Origin of the sequence: Puerhibacterium sp. TATVAM-FAB25, from assembly GCF_046535855.1 — a bacterium.
GTDB lineage: Bacteria > Actinomycetota > Actinomycetes > Actinomycetales > Cellulomonadaceae > Puerhibacterium > Puerhibacterium variabilis_A.
In genome coordinates this window covers 1-16,934 of sequence record NZ_JAXUAK010000004.1, presented here as the reverse complement: position 1 = coordinate 16,934, position 16,934 = coordinate 1, and the positions used below count along the sequence as shown (strand labels likewise).

The window sequence follows — 16,934 nt, the reverse complement described above, 5'->3', positions numbered from 1 at the left end:
CCGTCCTGCTTCTCCAGCCGTCGGCGTCTTCTGGCGCGGACAATCCTGGGGCGGCGCTCAACCTTTCCCGGTCACCGGCCGTGTCACAGTCATGAGCATGACGATGATCGCCGGCGAGGCCGCCGACGACGACGCGCCCCCGGACGGGTTCGAGCTCGTCCGCGTCGCCACGTCCCGCGAGCAGGAGTTCACGGACTTCATGCAGTGGGCGGCCCCGCAGCTGGCGCGCACCGCGTGGCTGCTGTGCGGCGACGAGCACCTCGCCGACGAGCTCGTCCAGCAGGCCCTGGAGCGCACGTACCTCCACTGGTCGCGCGCCCGGGACCGTGACCCGCTCGCCTACGCGCGCCGGGTCCTGGCGAACGTGCGCATCGACATGTGGCGCAAGCGCCGGCGGGAGGTGCTCACCGCGCCCGCGGAGCTGCCCGAGGGCGCCGACGGCACGTCGGCCGCCGCCCAGCACGCCGACCGGGACCGGCTGGTGCGGGCGCTGGCGACGCTCAGCCCGCGACAGCGCCGCGTCGTCGTGCTCCGCCACCTGGTCGGCCTCAGCGAGCGCGAGGTCGCCGCCGACCTCGGCGTCTCCGTCGGCACCGTGAAGTCCACGGCCTCGCGCGGCCTGGCCCAGCTGCGGTCCGTGCTGGGCGCCGCGACGGCCGAGCCCGTGACCGACGCCCCGGCGTCCGGAAGGAGCGCACGATGACCGCGCAGCAGCAGGACGAGGACTTCGGCCGGGAGCTTCGCGAGCTCGCCGACGCGGTCGTCCCACGCATCGACGTGCGCACCGCCCGGGTGGTCCCCGCCGCGCGTCGGCGGCGCGCCCGCCGCCGGGCGGCGACGGGCGTCGGCGCGCTGACCGCCGTGGTCGTGGCCGCGGGGTGGACCGTGCAGGCCCAGCCGTGGGCGCCCGGGCCGGAGCAGACGGCGGTGCTGCAGGTCGCGTCGAGCCCGACGCCGTCCCCGCCCACCGAGGCCGGCTGGCCGGACGCGCCCTACTGGTACGTCCGCTCGGAGATCGCGTCGACGAGCTCCTCGGGAGACCTGGACGTCGTGGTCTCGGAGCACTGGTACGGCCACACCGAGCCCGGGCTGTGGTTCGAGGACGGCGACACGAGCGCGCCGACCGCGTCCGGTCCGGCGGCCTGGGGACGCTTCATGGTCGACGGTGCCGACACCCTCATCGGCTGGGACGAGCTCTACGAGCTGCCGACCGATCCTGACCGGCTCGAGCAGATCCTTCGCGACTCGGTCGAGGAGGGCCGCAGCGTCGGCACGCCGGACGACAAGGTGGCCGAGATGGCGCTCGAGCTGCTCGACGCCAGCCCCGCGCCGCCCGCGCTGCGCGACGCGGCGTGGCACGTCATCACCGGCCTGCCCGGCACCACCGTCCTCGAGGAGGCGACCGACGCCGCCGGGCGTACCGGCGTCGGCGCCACCCGGACGGTCGAGGGCACCACCTACCGGCTGGTCTACGACGCCGATGAGCATCGGCTCCTCGAACGGGCGAACGTGGCCGGCGCTGCCATGGTCCAGGACGTCGTGACCGGGGATCTCGACGTCACGTCCCGAAAGACGTACCTGGAGGAGCGCCCGGCGAGCGCGCCGCCGATCGAGCCCACGCTCGAGATGGCGGGCTGCGCCCGGTGGGAGAACTGCTAGCGCCGGGCACGGCGCAGCCGCCGTCGTCGGCGCCCGCAGGGGCGGTCCGACGGCGGCGGCTGGGCGCTGGGATCCCGGCCGGCCGAGCGGGTCAGCCGCGGGAGCGGCGGCGCGTGAGCTGGGCCTCGTGGCCCCGCGGGCGCTCCACCGGGTGGACGGCGGCGAGCGCGGCCTCGAGCGTCGCCTCCCCCGTCGGGCCGGCGGCGCCGGCCTTCTTGATCGCCGTCATCACCTGCGAGGCGGCGACGTGCACGGGCACCGTGACGTTCTGCGCGACCTCGGCCAGCTCCCGGGCCGCGGTCATGTCGTCGACGCCGCGCACGAGCATGATGATTCCCTTGACCTGCTCCACCGCCGCGGCGTGGACGAAGGCCCGGGACACCGCCTGCTGCGCCTCCCGCTCCAGCGCCTCGCGCTGCACGGTGGTCGCGTCGACGATGTAGCCGACCACCTCGGTCAGCTTGCCGCCGTGGTCGCGACGCCCCTGTCCGGTGACCACGACCGTGCGGGCCTTGCCGCTCGGGTCCACGATGCGGTGGCTGCAGGCGAACGGCTTGCCCGCCTTGAGCGCGACGGTGGCGGCGCGGATGAGGCGCTGCCGGTCGTCGGGGTGCTTGCGCGAGCACATGGTGTCGAGGCCCGGCTCGATCTCGCCGGGCTCGCGTCCGTGCATGAGGTAGACCTCGTCCGACCACCACCACTGCCCGCTCGCCAGGTCGACCCGGTACCGGCCGACCAGCAGCGGCGTGCCGACCGCGATCGCCTGCGTGACGCTCGCCAGGTCGGCGGCCGTGGCACCGCTGTTCGAGCGTGCCGGCGCCGTGGCCTTCGGTGCGTCGAGCGCGACTGTCATCTGACTACCTCCCAGAACCGAGATCCTGGGGGCCGCTTCCTGACCTCCCGTGCCCCCAACCGTAGCCGCGGGTGAAGATCGCGCCAGTCGAGAAGTGTTTGCGCAGGTGGTGCCGCCTGCGGCCCGCCTGCGAGCGTCGCCGGACCGTGCCAGCGTGAAGGGGCCCGCGAAGGGCGACGGCCCTGCGCGGGCCGCTGGCACGTGAAGGAGGACTCGATGAGCGAGAACGACAGCACCGCCCCGTACGACCCGGACCAGGACCCGGACGCGCAGCCGGAGTCGCTCAACCCCCGCGTGGGGGACCAGGCGTCCGGCGACGCCGAGTCGGACAGCGAGACCGACGCGGAGGCGGCGAACCTCAACCCGCGCTCGACGATCGACGAGCCCGAGGGCGGCTCGGAGAGCTGACCGCCCCCCGGCGGTGACGGGCCGGCGGCGCTGCGGCGCCGCCGGCCCTCGTCGTGCGTGGGCACGGCCGGCACCGCCCAGGAGAGCAGCAACTTCACCCGCTTCAACTTGCGAGCGAGAGAGCCACTTCTCTTGCGAGTGGGGTGAACCGTGCACACGGTGCACCCGGACCGCAACGCCCGCGACAGCAACTGTGGAGGTCAGCCTCGATGCGAGTGCTCGGAGTCAACGCCCTGTTCCACGACCCGTCCGCCGCCCTCGTCGTCGACGGGCGGGTCGTCGCCGCGGCGGAGGAAGAGCGCTTCTCGCGGCGCAAGCACGGCAAGCGGCCGGTGCCGTTCGCGGCCTGGGAGCTGCCGGAGCAGGCGATGCGGTGGTGCCTCGAGGTCGGCGGCCTGGAGCCGGGCGACCTCGACGCCGTCGCGTACTCGTTCGACCCCGCGCTGGCCAAGCCGACCGAGGAGATGGGGCTGCCCGACCCGTGGGACTGGCTGCGCGTGCAGTACGCCGAGCGCGCCCCGCAGTTCATCGCGACCGCGCTGCCGGGCCTGTCCCCTGCCACGGTGCGGTTCGTGCCGCACGAGGTGGCGCACGCGGCCTCCGCGGCGCTGGCCTCCCCGTTCCGCACGTGCAGCGTGATGTCCCTGGACGGGCGCGGCGAGCGCTCCTCGCACCTGGCCGGGCGCTACGTGGACGGCAAGCTCGAGGTGCTGGCGAGCCAGGAGCTGCCGCACTCCCTCGGGCTGGTCTACGAGTCGCTCACCGAGCACCTCGGGTTCCTGCGCTCCAGCGACGAGTACAAGGTCATGGCCCTGGCGTCCTACGGCGAGCCGCGGTTCCTCGAGGACCTGCGCGAGGTCTTCTACGTGACGCCCGACGGCGGGTTCCGGGCCGAGGCGCCGGACTGGACGCGGTGGGCACCGCGCGCCACGCCGGGCGCGATCCAGGACCCGGCGATGGCGGACGCCCTGACGCCCGACGACGCGCACGGCGGCCTGCCGCCCGCGCACGCCGACCTCGCGGCGTCGGTGCAGGCGCGCCTCGAGGAGGTGCTCGTCGACCTGGCCACCTGGCTGCACGAGCGCACCGGCGACACCGCCCTGACGCTGGCCGGCGGCACCGCGCTCAACTGCGTGGCCAACTCGCGCATCTGGCGCGACTCGCCGTTCGACGAGGTGTGGGTGCAGCCGGCCGCCGGCGACTCCGGCACCGCGCTCGGGGCCGCGCTGCAGCTCACCGCCGAGGCGGGCGTGCCGATCGAGCCCATGGGCTCCGCCGCGCTCGGCCGCGAGTGGTCCGACGACGAGCTCGCCGACTGGCTGCGCCAGGCCCGCGTCCCGTTCACCACGCCGGACGACCTGCCCGGCGCGGTGGCCGACGTGCTCGCCGCCGACGGCGTCGTCGCCTGGTTCCAGGGCCGCGCCGAGTTCGGCCCGCGGGCCCTGGGCCACCGCTCGCTGCTCGCCCACCCCGGCCACGCGCACAACGTGCGGCGCCTCAACGACGTCAAGGGCCGCGAGCAGTTCCGCCCGGTGGCGCCGATGGTGCTGCTGGAGGACGCCCCGGAGATCTTCTCCGGCGGCCCGATCCCCAGCCCGTACATGCTCTTCGTGCACGAGGTGGTGCCCGCCTGGCGCGAGCGCATCCCCACGGTGACGCACGTGGACGGCACCGCGCGCATCCAGACCGTCGACGACTCCCAGCCGCGGCTGCAGGCCACGATCCGCGCGTTCCGCGACCGCACCGGGCTGCCCGTGGTGGTCAACACGAGCCTCAACACCGCCGGGCGGCCCATGGTGGACGACCCGCGCGACGCCCTGGAGCTGTTCGGGTCCGCGCCGGTGGACCTGCTGGTCGTGGGCCCGCACCTGGTGCACCGCGGTGCGCTGTTCGCCGAGGACGGCGCGGCCGCAGGGGTGGCCGGATGACGACGTCGTACGCCGTGGTGGTGCCCACCGTCGGGCGCCCGCAGCTGGCCGGGCTGCTCACCTCGCTGGCGAGCACCCTGGAGGCCTGCCCCGAGGCGCCCCGCCCGGCGCAGGTGGTCGTCGTCGACGACCGCCCGCTGCCGGCCGGCGACGACGGCGCGGCGAACCCGCCGCTGACGCTGCCCGTGCAGGTGGCCGGCGTCCCGGTGCGCTCGGTGCGCACCGGCGGCCGCGGGCCGGCCGCCGCCCGCAACGCCGGGTGGCGCACCGCCGCGGGCGTGGAGTGGGTGGCGTTCCTCGACGACGACGTGCTGCTGCCGCCCGCCTGGGCCGGCGGCCTCGCCAAGGACCTCGCCAACGCGCACGCCGACGTCGCCGGGGTGCAGGGCCGCATCACCGTGCCCCTGCCGGCCCACCGGCGCCCCACCGACTGGGAGCGCAGCACCGCGGGTCTCGAGACCGCCGCCTGGGCCACGGCCGACATGGCCTACCGCCGCACGGTCCTGGAGCAGGTGCACGGCTTCGACGAGCGGTTCCCCCGCGCCTACCGGGAGGACGCCGACCTCGCCCTGCGGGTCCGGGCCGCCGGCGGCCGGCTGGTCCGCGGCGAGCGCGCGATCACCCACCCGGTGCGCCCCGCCGACGACGGCGTGAGCCTGCGCGTGCAGCGTGGCAACGCCGACGACGCGCTGATGCGCGCCCTGCACGGGCCGCGCTGGCGCGAGGTCGCCGAGACGGGCCGCGGCCGCCTCGCGTGGCACGCCGCGACCGTGGCCGCCGCGGCCGCCGTGCCCGTGCTCGCCGCCGCGCGGCGCCCGCGCCTCGCCGCCGTGGCGGCCACCGCGTGGGCCGGCCTGGCCGGCGAGTTCCTCGCCCGGCGCCTGCGCCCCGGCCCGCGCCCGGGCGAGGACGGCTTCGCCGCGGAGGCGCGGCGGATGGCGTGGACGAGCGTGGCCATCCCGTTCGCCGCCGTCGCCCACCGCGCCGCCGGCACGTGGCGCTGGCGGCGGGCCCTGGGCGGCACGGGCGCCGCCGCGTGGCCGCCGCCGCTGCGCGCCGTGCTGTTCGACCGCGACGGCACCCTGGTGCACGACGTGCCCTACAACGGCGACCCGGAGCTGGTGCGCCCCGTCGAGGGCGCCCGCCGCGTGCTCGACCGGCTGCGCGCTCAGGGCATCGCGGTCGGCGTGGTCTCCAACCAGTCAGGCATCGGCCGCGGCTTCCTCACGCCCGAGCAGGTCAGGGCCGTGGAGGCGCGGGTCGAGGAGCTGCTCGGCCCCTTCGCCACGTGGCAGCGGTGCCCGCACACCCCCGACGAGCGCTGCGTCTGCCGCAAGCCCGAGCCGGGCATGGTGCTGCGCGCCGCCGGGGAGCTCGGCGTGCTGCCGGCCGAGTGCGCCGTGGTCGGGGACATCGGGGCCGACGTCGGCGCCGCCGTCGCCGCCGGCGCCCGCGCCGTGCTGGTGCCGACGCCCGAGACCCGCGCCGAGGAGGTCGCCGCCGCGCCGCGCGTCGCCGCCGACCTGGCCGAGGCGGTGAGGCTGCTGTGAGCGCGCGGGTCCTGGCCGTCCGGCTCGACAGCGACGGCGACGTGCTGCTCACCGGGCCGGCCGTGCGCGCGCTGGCCGCCGCCCACGACCACGTGGACCTGCTGGTCTCCGGCCAGGGCCTGCAGGCCGCGCGCCTGCTGCCCGGCGTGCGCGACGTGCTGCGCTTCGACGCCCCGTGGAGCGGCTACGCCCCCGGCGCGTTCGACCCCGCCGCCGTCGCCGGCCTGGTCGCCGGGCTGGCGGCCCGCGACTACGACGAGGCCGTGGTGTTCACGTCGTTCCACCAGTCACCGCTGCCCATGGCGCTGCTCGCGCGCATGGCCGGCGTGCGGCGGGTCAGCGCGACGAGCGAGGACTACCCCGGCGCGCTGCTCGACGTGCGCCACCGCCGCCCCGAGGGGCTGCACGAGGTCGAGGCCGCCCTGGACCTGGCCCGCGCCGCCGGTGCGCCGCTGCCCGCCGCCGACGACGGCCGCCTCGCCGTCCGCCGGCCGCTCGCCGCGCTGCCGCCCGCGGTCGCCGACCTGTTGCCCGCCGGCCCCTACGTCGTCGTGCACCCCGGCGCCTCGGTGCCCGCCCGCGCCCCGCGGCCCGACGACGCGCGCGCCTACGTGGCCGCGCTGGGCGCCGCCGGCTGGGACGTGGTCGTCACCGGCGGGCCCGGCGAGCGCGAGCTGGCCGCCCACGCGGCGTCCGGCGCCCCGGGCGCCGTGGACCTCGGCGGGCGCACCACGCTCGCCGAGCTGGCCGCCGTGCTCGCGCGTGCGGCGTGCGTGGTGGTCGGCAACACCGGCCCGGCGCACCTCGCCGCGGCCGTGGGCACGCCCGTGGTCAGCTTGTTCTCCCCCGTGGTGCCCGCCGACCGGTGGGCCCCGTGGGGCGTGCCGGTCGCCGTGCTCGGCGACCAGGACGCGCCGTGCCGCGCCACCCGGGCCCGTGAGTGCCCCGTGGCCGGCCACCCCTGCCTGGCGTCCGTCCCGGGCGGCCAGGTCGTGGGCGCGGTCACCGGCCTCGCCGGCCGGCCGCCGGCCCGGACGGCGGCCGGCGCCGCTGCGACGACTCACCGGACGGAGGTTCCCGCATGAGGGTGCTGCTGTGGCACGTGCACGGGTCGTGGGCGACGGCGTTCGTCCAGGGCCCGCACGAGTACGTCGTCCCCCTGCTGCCGGACCGCGGCCCCGACGGCCGCGGCCGCGCGCAGACGTGGGACTGGCCGGCGTCGGTGACCGAGGCGAGCCCCGCCGAGATCCGCGCGGCGTTCGACGACGGCGCGATCGACGTCGTCGTCCTGCAGCGGCCGCACGAGGTCGGCCTGCTCGAGGAGTGGACCGGCCGCCGCGCCGGGCGGGACGTGCCCGCCCTCTACGTCGAGCACAACGCGCCCACCGACCACGCCGCGCGCAGCCGCCACCCGCTGGCCGACCTCGACGTGGTGGCCGACGGGACGGTGCCGGTCGTGCACGTCACCGCCTTCAACCGGCTCATGTGGGACTGCGGGACCGCCCGCACCACGGTGGTCGACCACGGCATCCCCGACCCCGGCCACCTGTGGACGGGCGAGCGGCCGCACGTCGCCGCCGTCGTCAACGAGCCGGTGCGCCGCTGGCGCGTGGCCGGCACCGACGTGCTGCTGCACGTGGCCCGTGACGTGCCGCTCGAGGTCTACGGCATGGGCACCGACGGGCTGGCTGAGCACCTGCACGCCGTCGGCACCCCCGCCGCGGCCGCGAGCGCCGGGCGGCTGCAGGACCTGCCGCAGCACGCGATGCACGCCGCGGTCGCCGGGGCGCGGGCCTACCTGCACCCCTACCGCTGGACCAGCCTCGGGCTGTCGCTGCTCGAGGCGATGGCGATCGGGCTGCCGGTGCTGGCCCTGCCGGTCACCGAGGCGCCGGTCGCGGTGCCGCCGGAGGCCGGCGTGCTCAGCGCCGACCCCGACGTGCTCGCGGCCACCGCGCGCCGCTGGCTGGCCGACCCGGCCGAGGCCGCGGCGTACGGCAAGGCCGCCCGCGAGCAGGTGCTCGCCCGCTACTCGCTCGAGCGGTTCACCGACCGGTGGACCGCGCTCCTCTCGGAGGCCGTCGCCACCTGAGCCTCGGCGCACGCGCTGCGTCCCACGAGAACCCGCAGTCCCGGACGGCTCGAGAACCGGACGTCCGGCACCCGACACAGGAGGTGACCGCATGCGGATCGCCATGGTCTCCGAGCACGCCAGCCCTCTCGCCACCCTCGGCGGGGCGGACGCCGGCGGGCAGAACGTCCACGTCGCCGAGCTCTCCCGCCACCTGGCCGCCGCCGGCCACGAGGTCGAGGTCTGCACGCGCCGCGACGACGCGGCCCTGCCCGAACGGGTCCCGCTCGACCGGGGCGTGGAGGTGGTCCACGTGACCGCCGGCCCTGCGGCGCCCCTGCCCAAGGACGACCTGCTGCCGTGGATGGACGCCATGGGCGACGAGCTCGCCCGCCTGTGGTCCGACCCGGCGCGGCGCCCCGACGTGGTGCACGCCCACTTCTGGATGTCCGGCCTGGCCGCGGTCCGCGCGGCACGGCAGGTCGAGGAGGCCACGGGCGTGCACGTGCCCGTGCTCCAGACGTTCCACGCGCTCGGGTCGGTGAAGCGGCGCCACCAGGGCGCCGCGGACACCAGCCCCGCGCGGCGCGTCGAGCTCGAGTCGCGGCTGTGCCGCGACGTCGACCGCGTCGTGGCCACGTGCCACGACGAGGTGGACGAGCTCGACGCGCTCGGCGCGCCCGCGGACCGGATCCGCGTGGTGCCGTGCGGCGTCGACCTGGGGCACTTCACGCCCGGCGCCGACCGCGCGGCGCAGGACAGCCGCACCGGGCTGCGGCTGCTGTCGGTCGGCCGGCTGGTGGAGCGCAAGGGCGTCGGCACGGTGATCGAGGCCCTCGCGGACGTGCCCGAGGCCGAGCTGCTCGTCGCCGGCGGACCGGCGCCCGACGCGCTCGACGACGACCAGGAGGTGTGGCGCCTGCGCAAGGTCGCCGCCGAGCACGGCGTCGCGGACCGCGTGCGCTTCCTCGGCGCGGTCGCCCACCCGGACGTCCCGGCGCTGCTGCGGTCGGTCGACGTCGTGGTGTGCACGCCCTGGTACGAGCCGTTCGGCATCGTCCCGCTCGAGGCGGCCGCCTGCGGGCGTCCCGTCGTCGGCAGCGCCGTGGGCGGGCTGCTCGACACGGTGGTCGACGGCCGCACGGGCCTGCTGGTGCCCCCGCGCGACGCGGCGGCCCTGGCCGCGGCGCTCCGGCGCCTCACCGACCGGCCGACCCGGCTGCGGTACGGCGCCGCCGCCCGCGTGCGCGCGGAGCACCTGTACGGCTGGGCCACCGTGGCACGCCGCACCGCGGAGGTCTACGCGGAGCTGGCGCCCGGCGCGGCGGTGCCCTGGCCCGCCCCGCTCACCGTCCCGGCGCCCGGCGCCGCCGACGGCGTCACGGCCACGACCACCGGAGGTGCCCGATGACCACCGAGCCCACGACCCGCGCGCTGGCGACGCCGCTCGCCGTCCCGGTGGGCGTGCCCGTCACCGCGCCTCCCGCCACACCTCCGGCGGCGCCCCCGCGCCCGCTGCCCTCCGCGCCGCCCGGCGCCCGCAGCTGGCTCGCGCGGCACACCGGCGAGCTCGTGGCCGGCCTGGACAGCCTGCTCGGCGACGGCGCCCGCCTCGACGCGTGGGGCCGTGAGCTCGCCGACCGGCTGCTCGGCGGGGCGCGCCTGCTGGTGGCCGGCAACGGCGGCAGCGCCGCCGAGGCGCAGCACCTCACGGCCGAGCTCGTGGGCCGGTTCGAGGGCGAGCGCACGCCGCTGTCCGCGATCGCGCTGCACGCGGAGACCTCCAGCCTCTCGGCGATCGTCAACGACTACGGGCCCGAGGAGATGTACGCCCGCCAGGTCGCGGCGCACGGCCGCCCCGGGGACGTGCTGATCGCGATGTCGACGTCGGGCAAGAGCCCCAACGTGCTGGCCGCCGTGCGGCGCGCCCGCGAGCTGGGCATCGACACCTGGGCGCTGACCGGCCCCGGCCCCAACCCGCTGGCCGACGCCTGCGACGACGTCATCGCCGTCGAGGCGGCGTCGACGTCGGCCGTGCAGGAGGTGCACCTCGTGGCGGTGCACGCGCTGTGCGCCGCGATCGACGCGCGCGTCGAGCGCCGCCGCCGGGTGCGCCCGGCCCGGCTGCAGGGGACCTCGGCATGAGCGCGGCCGGCCCCCGTCCCGCTCCCACCGCCCGCAGCACCACCCGCAGCACCACCCGCCCGGTCGTCGCGGTCGTCGGCGACGTGCTGCTCGACCGTGACGTCGAGGGCACCGTCACGCGGCTGTGCCCGGACGCGCCGGTGCCGGTCGTCGACGTCGACGTCGTGCGCGAGAGCCCCGGCGGCGCCGGCCTCGCCGCGCTGCTGTGCGCGGGCCGCGCCGACGTCGTGCTCGTCGCGCCGCTGGCCGACGACGACGGCGGGCGCGCGCTGCGCGAGCACCTGCGCGACCTGACCGTCGTGGCCCTCGGCCACGAGGGCGGCACCCGCCGCAAGACGCGCGTGCGCAGCTCCGGGCAGAGCCTGGTGCGGCTCGACGACGGCGGCCCCGGCCGCCCGCGGGACGTCGACGCCCGGCACGTGGCGGCCGCGCTGGCCGCGTGCGACGCCGTGCTCGTCGCCGACTACGGCGGCGGGGTGACGACGGACCCGGTGCTGCGCGAGGTGCTCACCGACGTCGCCCGGCAGCGGCCCGTGGTGTGGGACCCGCACCCGCGCGGCGGCGCGCCGGTGCCCGGCGTCGCGCTGGTGACCCCGAACCTCGAGGAGGCGCGCCGGGAGGCTGCCCGGCTCGAGCTCGACGTGCCCGCCGACGACGCCGGTGCCCTGGCGGGCGCGCTCGCCGCGGCGTGGTCCGCGGGCGCGGTGTGCGTGACCTCGGGCGCCCGCGGCGCGTTCGTCGCCGAGGCCGGCGGCGCACCGGTGCACGTGCCGACCGTGCCGGCGTCCGGCGGCGACCCGTGCGGCGCCGGCGACCGCTTCGCCGCCACCGCCGTCGACGTGCTCGGCCGCGGCGGCCGCGTGCCCGACGCGGTGCGCGACGCCGTCGCCGCCGCGAGCGCCTGGGTGTCCGCCGGCGGGGCCGAGGGCTTCCGCCGCGGCGGAGCCGACCAAGGAGCCGACCAGGGAGCCGACCGGGGAGCCGACCAGGGTGCCGCGGAGGCGGCCGGGATGCCGGACGGCGGCGCCACCGGGTCCGTCGCGCTCGAGCGGCTCGGCGCCCGGCTGCGCCCGGCCGGCACGCTCGTGGCCACCGGCGGGTGCTTCGACCTGCTGCACGCCGGCCACGTCGCGACCCTGGAGGCGGCCCGCGCGCTGGGCGACCGGCTCGTGGTGCTGGTCAACTCCGACGCCTCGGTGCGCCGGCTCAAGGGCCCCGGCCGCCCGGTGGTGACCGCCGCCGACCGCGTGCGCGTGCTCGAGGCGCTCGACTGCGTCGACGCGGCCGTCGTCTTCGACGAGGACGACCCGCGCGCCGCGCTCGAGGCGCTGCGGCCCGACATGTGGGTCAAGGGGGGCGACTACACGGTCGACCAGCTGCCCGAGGCCGAGGTCGTCGCCCGGCACGGCGGACGCACCGTCGTCCTGCCCTACCTCGACGGCCTGTCCACCACCGCGATCCTCGAGCGCGCCCGCACCGACGGCTCGGTGCCGCTCGGCGCCTCCTGACGACCCCACCCCCGAAGAGAGGAACACACCATGACGTCCGCTCCCACGCAGGAGACCAGCACCGCGCCGGCGGCCCTCACGCCGCGGAAGGTCGGCACGGTCTTCATCACGGGCGGTGCCAGCGGCCTCGGCGCCGCGCTCGTCGAGGCCGTCGCCGCCGCGGGCGGCACCCCCGCCGTCCTAGACCTCACGCCGCCCAAGGCCGACGTGCCGCACGTGGAGGTCGACCTGTCCGACAGCGCCGCGGCGGCGGCGGCCGTCGAGGACCTCGTGGCGCAGGTCGGCCCGCCCGACGCCGTCGTGACCGCCGCCGGCACGGACGCGTGCGGCCCGCTGCTGGAGATCAGCCCGGAGACGTGGGAGCGCGTGCTGCGGGTCAACCTGTTCGGCACGGTCGCGGTGGTCCGGGCGGCGCTGCCGCACCTGGAGAAGGTCCGCGGCACCGTGGTCACGGTCGGCTCGACGCTCGCGCTGCGCGGCGCGGGCGACGCGACCGCGTACTGCGCGTCCAAGTGGGGCGTGCGCGGGTTCAGCCAGGCGCTGGCCGCCGAGTACGCCGGCCGGGTGGGCGTCACCTGCCTCATCCCCGGCGGCATGCGCACCGCGTTCTTCGACGGCCGCACCGAGCAGTACAAGCCCGGGCCGGACGCCGACCTCAACGACCCGGCCGCGACCGCCGGCGCGGTCATCACGGCCCTCACCCAGCCGGTGGGCAGCGAGATCCGCGAGATGCTCGTCATGGCCTCCGGCGAGGCCTCCTGGCCGTGACCGGCGCGGCGGCCGGCGCGCACGACGCCCCGGGCCGTCCCGGCGGGACGGTCCTGGTGCTGCGTGCGATCGGCCTGGGCGACGCCCTCACGGGCGTCGCCGCCCTGCGCGGGGTGCGCCGGGCCTGGCCGGGGCGGCGGGTGGTGCTCGCCGCCCCGGCGGGGCTCGGCCGGTGGCTCGCGTCGTACGGGCTGGTCGACGACGTGCTGCCCGCCAGCGGCCTCGAGCCGCTCGCGTGGGGGGCCGGCACCGGGCGCTCCGAGACGCCCGAGGTCGCCGTGAACCTGCACGGCAGGGGCCCGCAGAGCCACCGCCTGCTGCAGGCGACCCGCCCCGGGCGGCTCGTCGCCTTCGCCAGCCCCGAGGCGGGCCACGACGGCCCGGCCTGGGACCCCGCCGAGCACGAGGTGCTCCGCTGGTGCCGCCTCGTCCGCGCGGCGGGTGGCGGGTGCGGCCCCGACGACCTGCGGCTCGGCCCGCTCGACCCGCCCGGGGGCCGCGGGCCCCACGTCGTCGTCCACCCCGGCGCCGCGTCCGGCTCGCGGCGCTGGCCGCCCGGGCGGTGGGGCCGGGTCGCCGCGGCGCTCTCGGCCGCGGGCGCCGAGGTGGTGCTCACCGGCGGCGACGCCGAGCGGGAGCTGTGCGCGCGGGTGCGCGTTGAGGCCGAGCGGCACGGCGCCGGCCGCCTCTCCGACACCTCCGGGCGGCTCGACCTGCCCGCGCTCGCCGACGTCGTCGGGACCGCGCGGCTGCTGCTCTCGGGGGACACGGGCGTGGCGCACCTCGCCACGGCCCTCGGCACGCCGTCGGTCACCCTCTTCGGGCCCACGCCGCCGGCGGCCTGGGGCCCGGCCGTCGACCTCGACCGGCACACCGTGCTGTGGCACGGCGACCCCGCCGCCCCCGGCGACCCGCACGCGGACGAGCTCGACCCGGCCCTGGCGGAGATCACCGTGGACGAGGTGCTCGAGGCGGCCACCCTGCTCGGGCGCGAGCCCGCGGCGCCGGTCGCGGCGCCCGGGAGCGTCCCGTCCTGACCGCGGTGTCCTGACCCCACGACGACGACGGCGGGCGGGCCGGCTCGAGGAACCGGCCCGCCCGCCGTCGTCGGGGCGTCACGCCGCCGCGGCGCCCACCTCGCGGAACCAGGCGACGGTGCGCTCGAGCCCGTCCTCCCACGCGACCTTCGGCTCCCAGCCGAGCAGCTCACGCGCCCGCGTGATGTCGGGGCACCGCACCTTGGGGTCGTCGGTCGGCAGGTCGATGTGCTCGATGCGGGACGAGCTGCCCGTGGCCGCGATGACGTCCTCGGCGATCTGCCGCACGGTGAGCTCGTGCGGGTTGCCGAGGTTGACCGGGCCGGCCTCGTGCGTCCCGGCGAACCGCAGCAGGCCGTCGACGAGGTCGTCGACGAAGCACAGCGAGCGGGTCTGGGTGCCGTCGCCGGCCACGGTCAGCGGCTCGCCGGCGAGCGCCTGGCGGACGAACGTGGGCACCACGCGCCCGTCGTGCCCCCGCATCCGCGGGCCGTAGGTGTTGAAGATCCGCACGATGCCGGCGTCGACGTCCCTCGAGCGCCGGTAGGCCATGGTGAGCGCCTCGGCGAACCGCTTGCCCTCGTCGTAGACGGACCGCGGGCCGATGGGGTTGACGTTGCCCCAGTACTCCTCGCGCTGCGGGTGCACGAGCGGGTCGCCGTACACCTCCGAGGTGGAGGTGGTGACGAAGCGGGCGCCGGCGCGCGCGGCGAGCTCCAGCGCCGCCCGCGTGCCCCGGGAGGCCACGTCGAGCGTCTCGAGCGGGTGCGCCGCGTAGTCGACCGGCGAGGCCGGGCACGCCATGTGCAGCACCAGGTCGACCTCGCCGAGCTCGACGGCGCCGAGGTTCACGGGACCGTCGTCGGCGGCCCCCAGGCCGCGGGTGACGTCGTGGCGCACCAGCCGGAACCCGGAGCGGGCCCGCAGGTGGGCGACGTTGGCCGGGGTCCCCGAGATCATGCTGTCGACGGCGACCACCTCGTAGCCGTCGTCCAGCAGCCGCTCGCACACGTGGCTGCCGAGGAACCCGGCGCCACCGGTGACGACGGCCCTCACCGGGACACCAGCTTGAAGAAGGTGCTGTCACCGCCGTCCGCGCGGCGCTCCTGGTACAGGAAGGCGAGCCCCGCGTCGTCGAACTTCCGGAACCACTCGTCCCACTCGACCGGGTCGAGGCGGTCGTCCTTGCCGCCGCTGCTCGCCCCGCCGGGGAAGTCGATGCGGAGCACGCCGGCGTCCTCCCCGGAGCCCTCGGTGCCGCGGACGGTGACCGGACGGCCGTCGTGGTCCTCGACCCAACGGCGGATCTCGTCGTGGTCCGTGGTGGTCCTGGTCTCGGACGACTGGTTCATCCCGCGCTCCTCCCATGGTCCTTCCGGCTGCTTACGTGCTCACGGTGCCGCCCACCGACGTCACTCGCTCGCGCTGCCGGAAGCGGAGCTGCAGGTGGTCGACGGTGCGCGGCAGCGGGTCGTCCGCCAGGTGCTCACCCCGGTCGACGGTGAGGCCCAGGCCCGCGAGGCGGGCGAGCAGGTGGCTGGTGGTGAACAGCACGACGTCGCGGCCCGCGCACTCGGCCGGTCCGGCGCTGAACGGCACGAGCGCGCGGTCGGCGTCGGCGCGCCCGTCGAGCCACGCCTCCGGCGTGAAGGCGTCGGCGAAGTCGATGCGGCCGGCGTCGCGGTGCACGTAGCCGCTGACGACGGCGAACCCGGTGCCGGCGGGCAGCGTGCGCTCGCCCCAGACGGTCGGCTCGGTGGCGTCGCGCAGGATCACCAGCGTGGTCGGCCACAGCCGCACGCTCTCGAGCACGCACGCCCGCGCGTACGGCAGCACGGGGGCGCCGGGCCCGGCGTCCCCGAGGACGGGGTCGGCGGCGGCGAGCTCGTCGACCAGCCGCTCGCGCACGGCCGGGCGGGCGGCGACGACGGCGAGCGCGCGCAGCGTGGCCATCCCGGCGGCGTCGAAGGCGAACAGCCAGTGGGGCACCTGGTCGGCGGGGTCGTAGGCGTACCCGGTCCCGTCGGCGGCCCGGGCGATCTCCTCCGCGGCGGCGCGCGCCGCGGCGGCGAGCGTGCCGGGCTCGGCCTCGGCCACGCGGGTGGCCACCTGCTCGCGGAACGCCGCACGCAGGCGGTGTCGCACCGGCTGGAAGTAGGCCCAGTTGGCCCGGCGGCGCAGCGCGGAGAGCCGGTCGGTGAGCTCGTGGTCCTCGCGGGCGCGCTCGCCGAGCGTCACGGTGCGCACCAGGCGCCACCAGGCCTCGGTGAACGCGGCGGCATCGAGCCCGCCGGACGCGTCCACCGCGGCGGCGATCTCGTCCGCCGTGCGCGCCACCTGGGCGACGACCTGGTCGGCGTCCGGGTGGGCCCGGTGGCCCGAGGCGAGGGCCCGCTCGTTGAGGGGTCGCCGCGAGCGGCGGGCCGCCGGCGGCGAGATGAGCACGCCGGCGGGCTGGAAGTGGCCGAGCGCGGCGGTCTTCTCGCGCGTGGCCGGCGTGAACGGCTCCGGCGAGCCGTCGAGGATCCGGGCGACGTCCTGCGGGGTGGTGACGAGCACGACGCGCCGCGGGCCGAGCCGCACGGACAGCGGGGCGCCGCCGTAGCGGTCGCGCAGCGTGTCGAGCACCCGGGCCGCCTGCCGGTCGACCTGCTGGCGTTCCGCCCACGCGGTGACGCGCGGCCGCCGGACGATCGCTCCCTCGGCGAGCATCGGCGCCAGCACGTGGCGCAGCACGTCCAGCGTCTCGCGGGCGGACAGGTCGACCGGTGTCGCGCTCATGCGTTCCTCTCGGGGACGGGGTCTCGGGGCCTGGGGCAGGGCAAGGTGGAGCTTCGGCCGGGGCAGGACGGGCGCGGCGCGCGAGCGGCCGGGGGGGCCCCCCCCCGGGGGGGGGGGGGGGGGCCCGGGCCCCGGGGGGGGGGGGGGGCCGGGGGGCCGGGGGGGGGGGGGGGGGGGGGGGGGGGCGGGGGGGCGGGGGCGGGGGCCGGGGGGGCGCGGGGGGGGG

At 77.8% G+C, this 16,934-nt stretch carries 16 protein-coding genes; 12 read left to right on the top strand and 4 right to left on the bottom strand.

What is annotated here, in order from left to right; translation table 11 throughout:
• Positions 1–103 precede the first annotated feature (103 nt).
• Positions 104–703, top strand: coding sequence for a SigE family RNA polymerase sigma factor (locus U5M74_RS05480; RefSeq protein WP_410907271.1), 600 nt, complete (start codon positions 104–106; stop codon positions 701–703).
• Positions 700–1,659 (top strand): hypothetical protein, encoded by a 960-nt coding sequence (locus U5M74_RS05475; protein WP_410906911.1) that lies wholly within the window; start codon positions 700–702, stop codon positions 1,657–1,659. The genes U5M74_RS05480 and U5M74_RS05475 overlap by 4 nt, the downstream gene beginning before the upstream one ends.
• Positions 1,660–1,750: 91 nt before the next feature.
• On the opposite strand, the gene U5M74_RS05470 is transcribed toward U5M74_RS05475, so the two are convergent.
• Positions 1,751–2,512, bottom strand: coding sequence for a PAS domain-containing protein (locus U5M74_RS05470; RefSeq protein WP_410906909.1), 762 nt, complete (start codon positions 2,510–2,512; stop codon positions 1,751–1,753).
• A gap of 216 nt (positions 2,513–2,728) precedes the next feature.
• Between U5M74_RS05470 and U5M74_RS05465 the strand changes: the two genes are divergently transcribed.
• The 10 genes from U5M74_RS05465 to U5M74_RS05420 all read left to right on the top strand — a co-directional run bounded on the left by U5M74_RS05465 (position 2,729) and on the right by U5M74_RS05420 (position 13,927).
• The gene (locus U5M74_RS05465) at positions 2,729–2,920 is read left to right on the top strand and encodes a hypothetical protein (RefSeq protein ID WP_410906907.1); all 192 of its coding nucleotides are present in this window, start codon (positions 2,729–2,731) and stop codon (positions 2,918–2,920) included.
• A gap of 209 nt (positions 2,921–3,129) precedes the next feature.
• Complete coding sequence (locus U5M74_RS05460) at positions 3,130–4,848, top strand: carbamoyltransferase (RefSeq protein WP_410906905.1); 1,719 nt, start codon at positions 3,130–3,132, stop codon at positions 4,846–4,848.
• Positions 4,845–6,398, top strand: coding sequence for an HAD-IIIA family hydrolase (locus tag U5M74_RS05455; RefSeq protein WP_410906903.1), 1,554 nt, complete (start codon positions 4,845–4,847; stop codon positions 6,396–6,398). The genes U5M74_RS05460 and U5M74_RS05455 overlap by 4 nt, the downstream gene beginning before the upstream one ends.
• A complete protein-coding gene (locus tag U5M74_RS05450) occupies positions 6,395–7,483 on the top strand; it encodes a glycosyltransferase family 9 protein (RefSeq protein WP_410906902.1) in 1,089 nt (362 codons plus the stop codon). The genes U5M74_RS05455 and U5M74_RS05450 overlap by 4 nt, the downstream gene beginning before the upstream one ends.
• Positions 7,480–8,490: a glycosyltransferase gene (locus tag U5M74_RS05445; protein ID WP_410906901.1), complete on the top strand. Its 1,011-nt coding sequence runs from the start codon at positions 7,480–7,482 to the stop codon at positions 8,488–8,490. The genes U5M74_RS05450 and U5M74_RS05445 overlap by 4 nt, the downstream gene beginning before the upstream one ends.
• Before the next feature lie 91 nt (positions 8,491–8,581).
• Positions 8,582–9,880: a glycosyltransferase gene (locus U5M74_RS05440; protein ID WP_410906899.1), complete on the top strand. Its 1,299-nt coding sequence runs from the start codon at positions 8,582–8,584 to the stop codon at positions 9,878–9,880.
• Positions 9,877–10,614: an SIS domain-containing protein gene (locus tag U5M74_RS05435; RefSeq protein ID WP_410906897.1), complete on the top strand. Its 738-nt coding sequence runs from the start codon at positions 9,877–9,879 to the stop codon at positions 10,612–10,614. Before U5M74_RS05440 ends, U5M74_RS05435 begins: the two co-directional genes overlap by 4 nt.
• Positions 10,611–12,122, top strand: coding sequence for a PfkB family carbohydrate kinase (locus U5M74_RS05430; protein WP_410906895.1), 1,512 nt, complete (start codon positions 10,611–10,613; stop codon positions 12,120–12,122). The genes U5M74_RS05435 and U5M74_RS05430 overlap by 4 nt, the downstream gene beginning before the upstream one ends.
• Positions 12,123–12,152: 30 nt before the next feature.
• The gene (locus U5M74_RS05425) at positions 12,153–12,890 is read left to right on the top strand and encodes an SDR family oxidoreductase (RefSeq protein ID WP_410906893.1); all 738 of its coding nucleotides are present in this window, start codon (positions 12,153–12,155) and stop codon (positions 12,888–12,890) included.
• Positions 12,887–13,927 carry a glycosyltransferase family 9 protein gene (locus U5M74_RS05420; RefSeq protein WP_410906891.1) on the top strand — a complete coding sequence of 347 codons (1,041 nt, stop codon included), beginning with the start codon at positions 12,887–12,889 and terminating at the stop codon, positions 13,925–13,927. The genes U5M74_RS05425 and U5M74_RS05420 overlap by 4 nt, the downstream gene beginning before the upstream one ends.
• A gap of 78 nt (positions 13,928–14,005) precedes the next feature.
• Here the strand turns inward: U5M74_RS05420 and U5M74_RS05415 are convergent, their stop codons facing one another.
• The 3 genes from U5M74_RS05415 to U5M74_RS05405 are packed head-to-tail and all read right to left on the bottom strand — an operon-like array spanning position 14,006 to position 16,708.
• Positions 14,006–14,983, bottom strand: coding sequence for a UDP-glucuronic acid decarboxylase family protein (locus U5M74_RS05415; RefSeq protein ID WP_410906889.1), 978 nt, complete (start codon positions 14,981–14,983; stop codon positions 14,006–14,008).
• Positions 14,980–15,279: a hypothetical protein gene (locus U5M74_RS05410; protein WP_410906887.1), complete on the bottom strand. Its 300-nt coding sequence runs from the start codon at positions 15,277–15,279 to the stop codon at positions 14,980–14,982. Before U5M74_RS05410 ends, U5M74_RS05415 begins: the two co-directional genes overlap by 4 nt.
• A 31-nt stretch (positions 15,280–15,310) precedes the next feature.
• A complete protein-coding gene (locus U5M74_RS05405; protein ID WP_410906885.1) occupies positions 15,311–16,708 on the bottom strand; it encodes a cytochrome P450 in 1,398 nt (465 codons plus the stop codon).
• Positions 16,709–16,934: the final 226 nt, after the last annotated feature.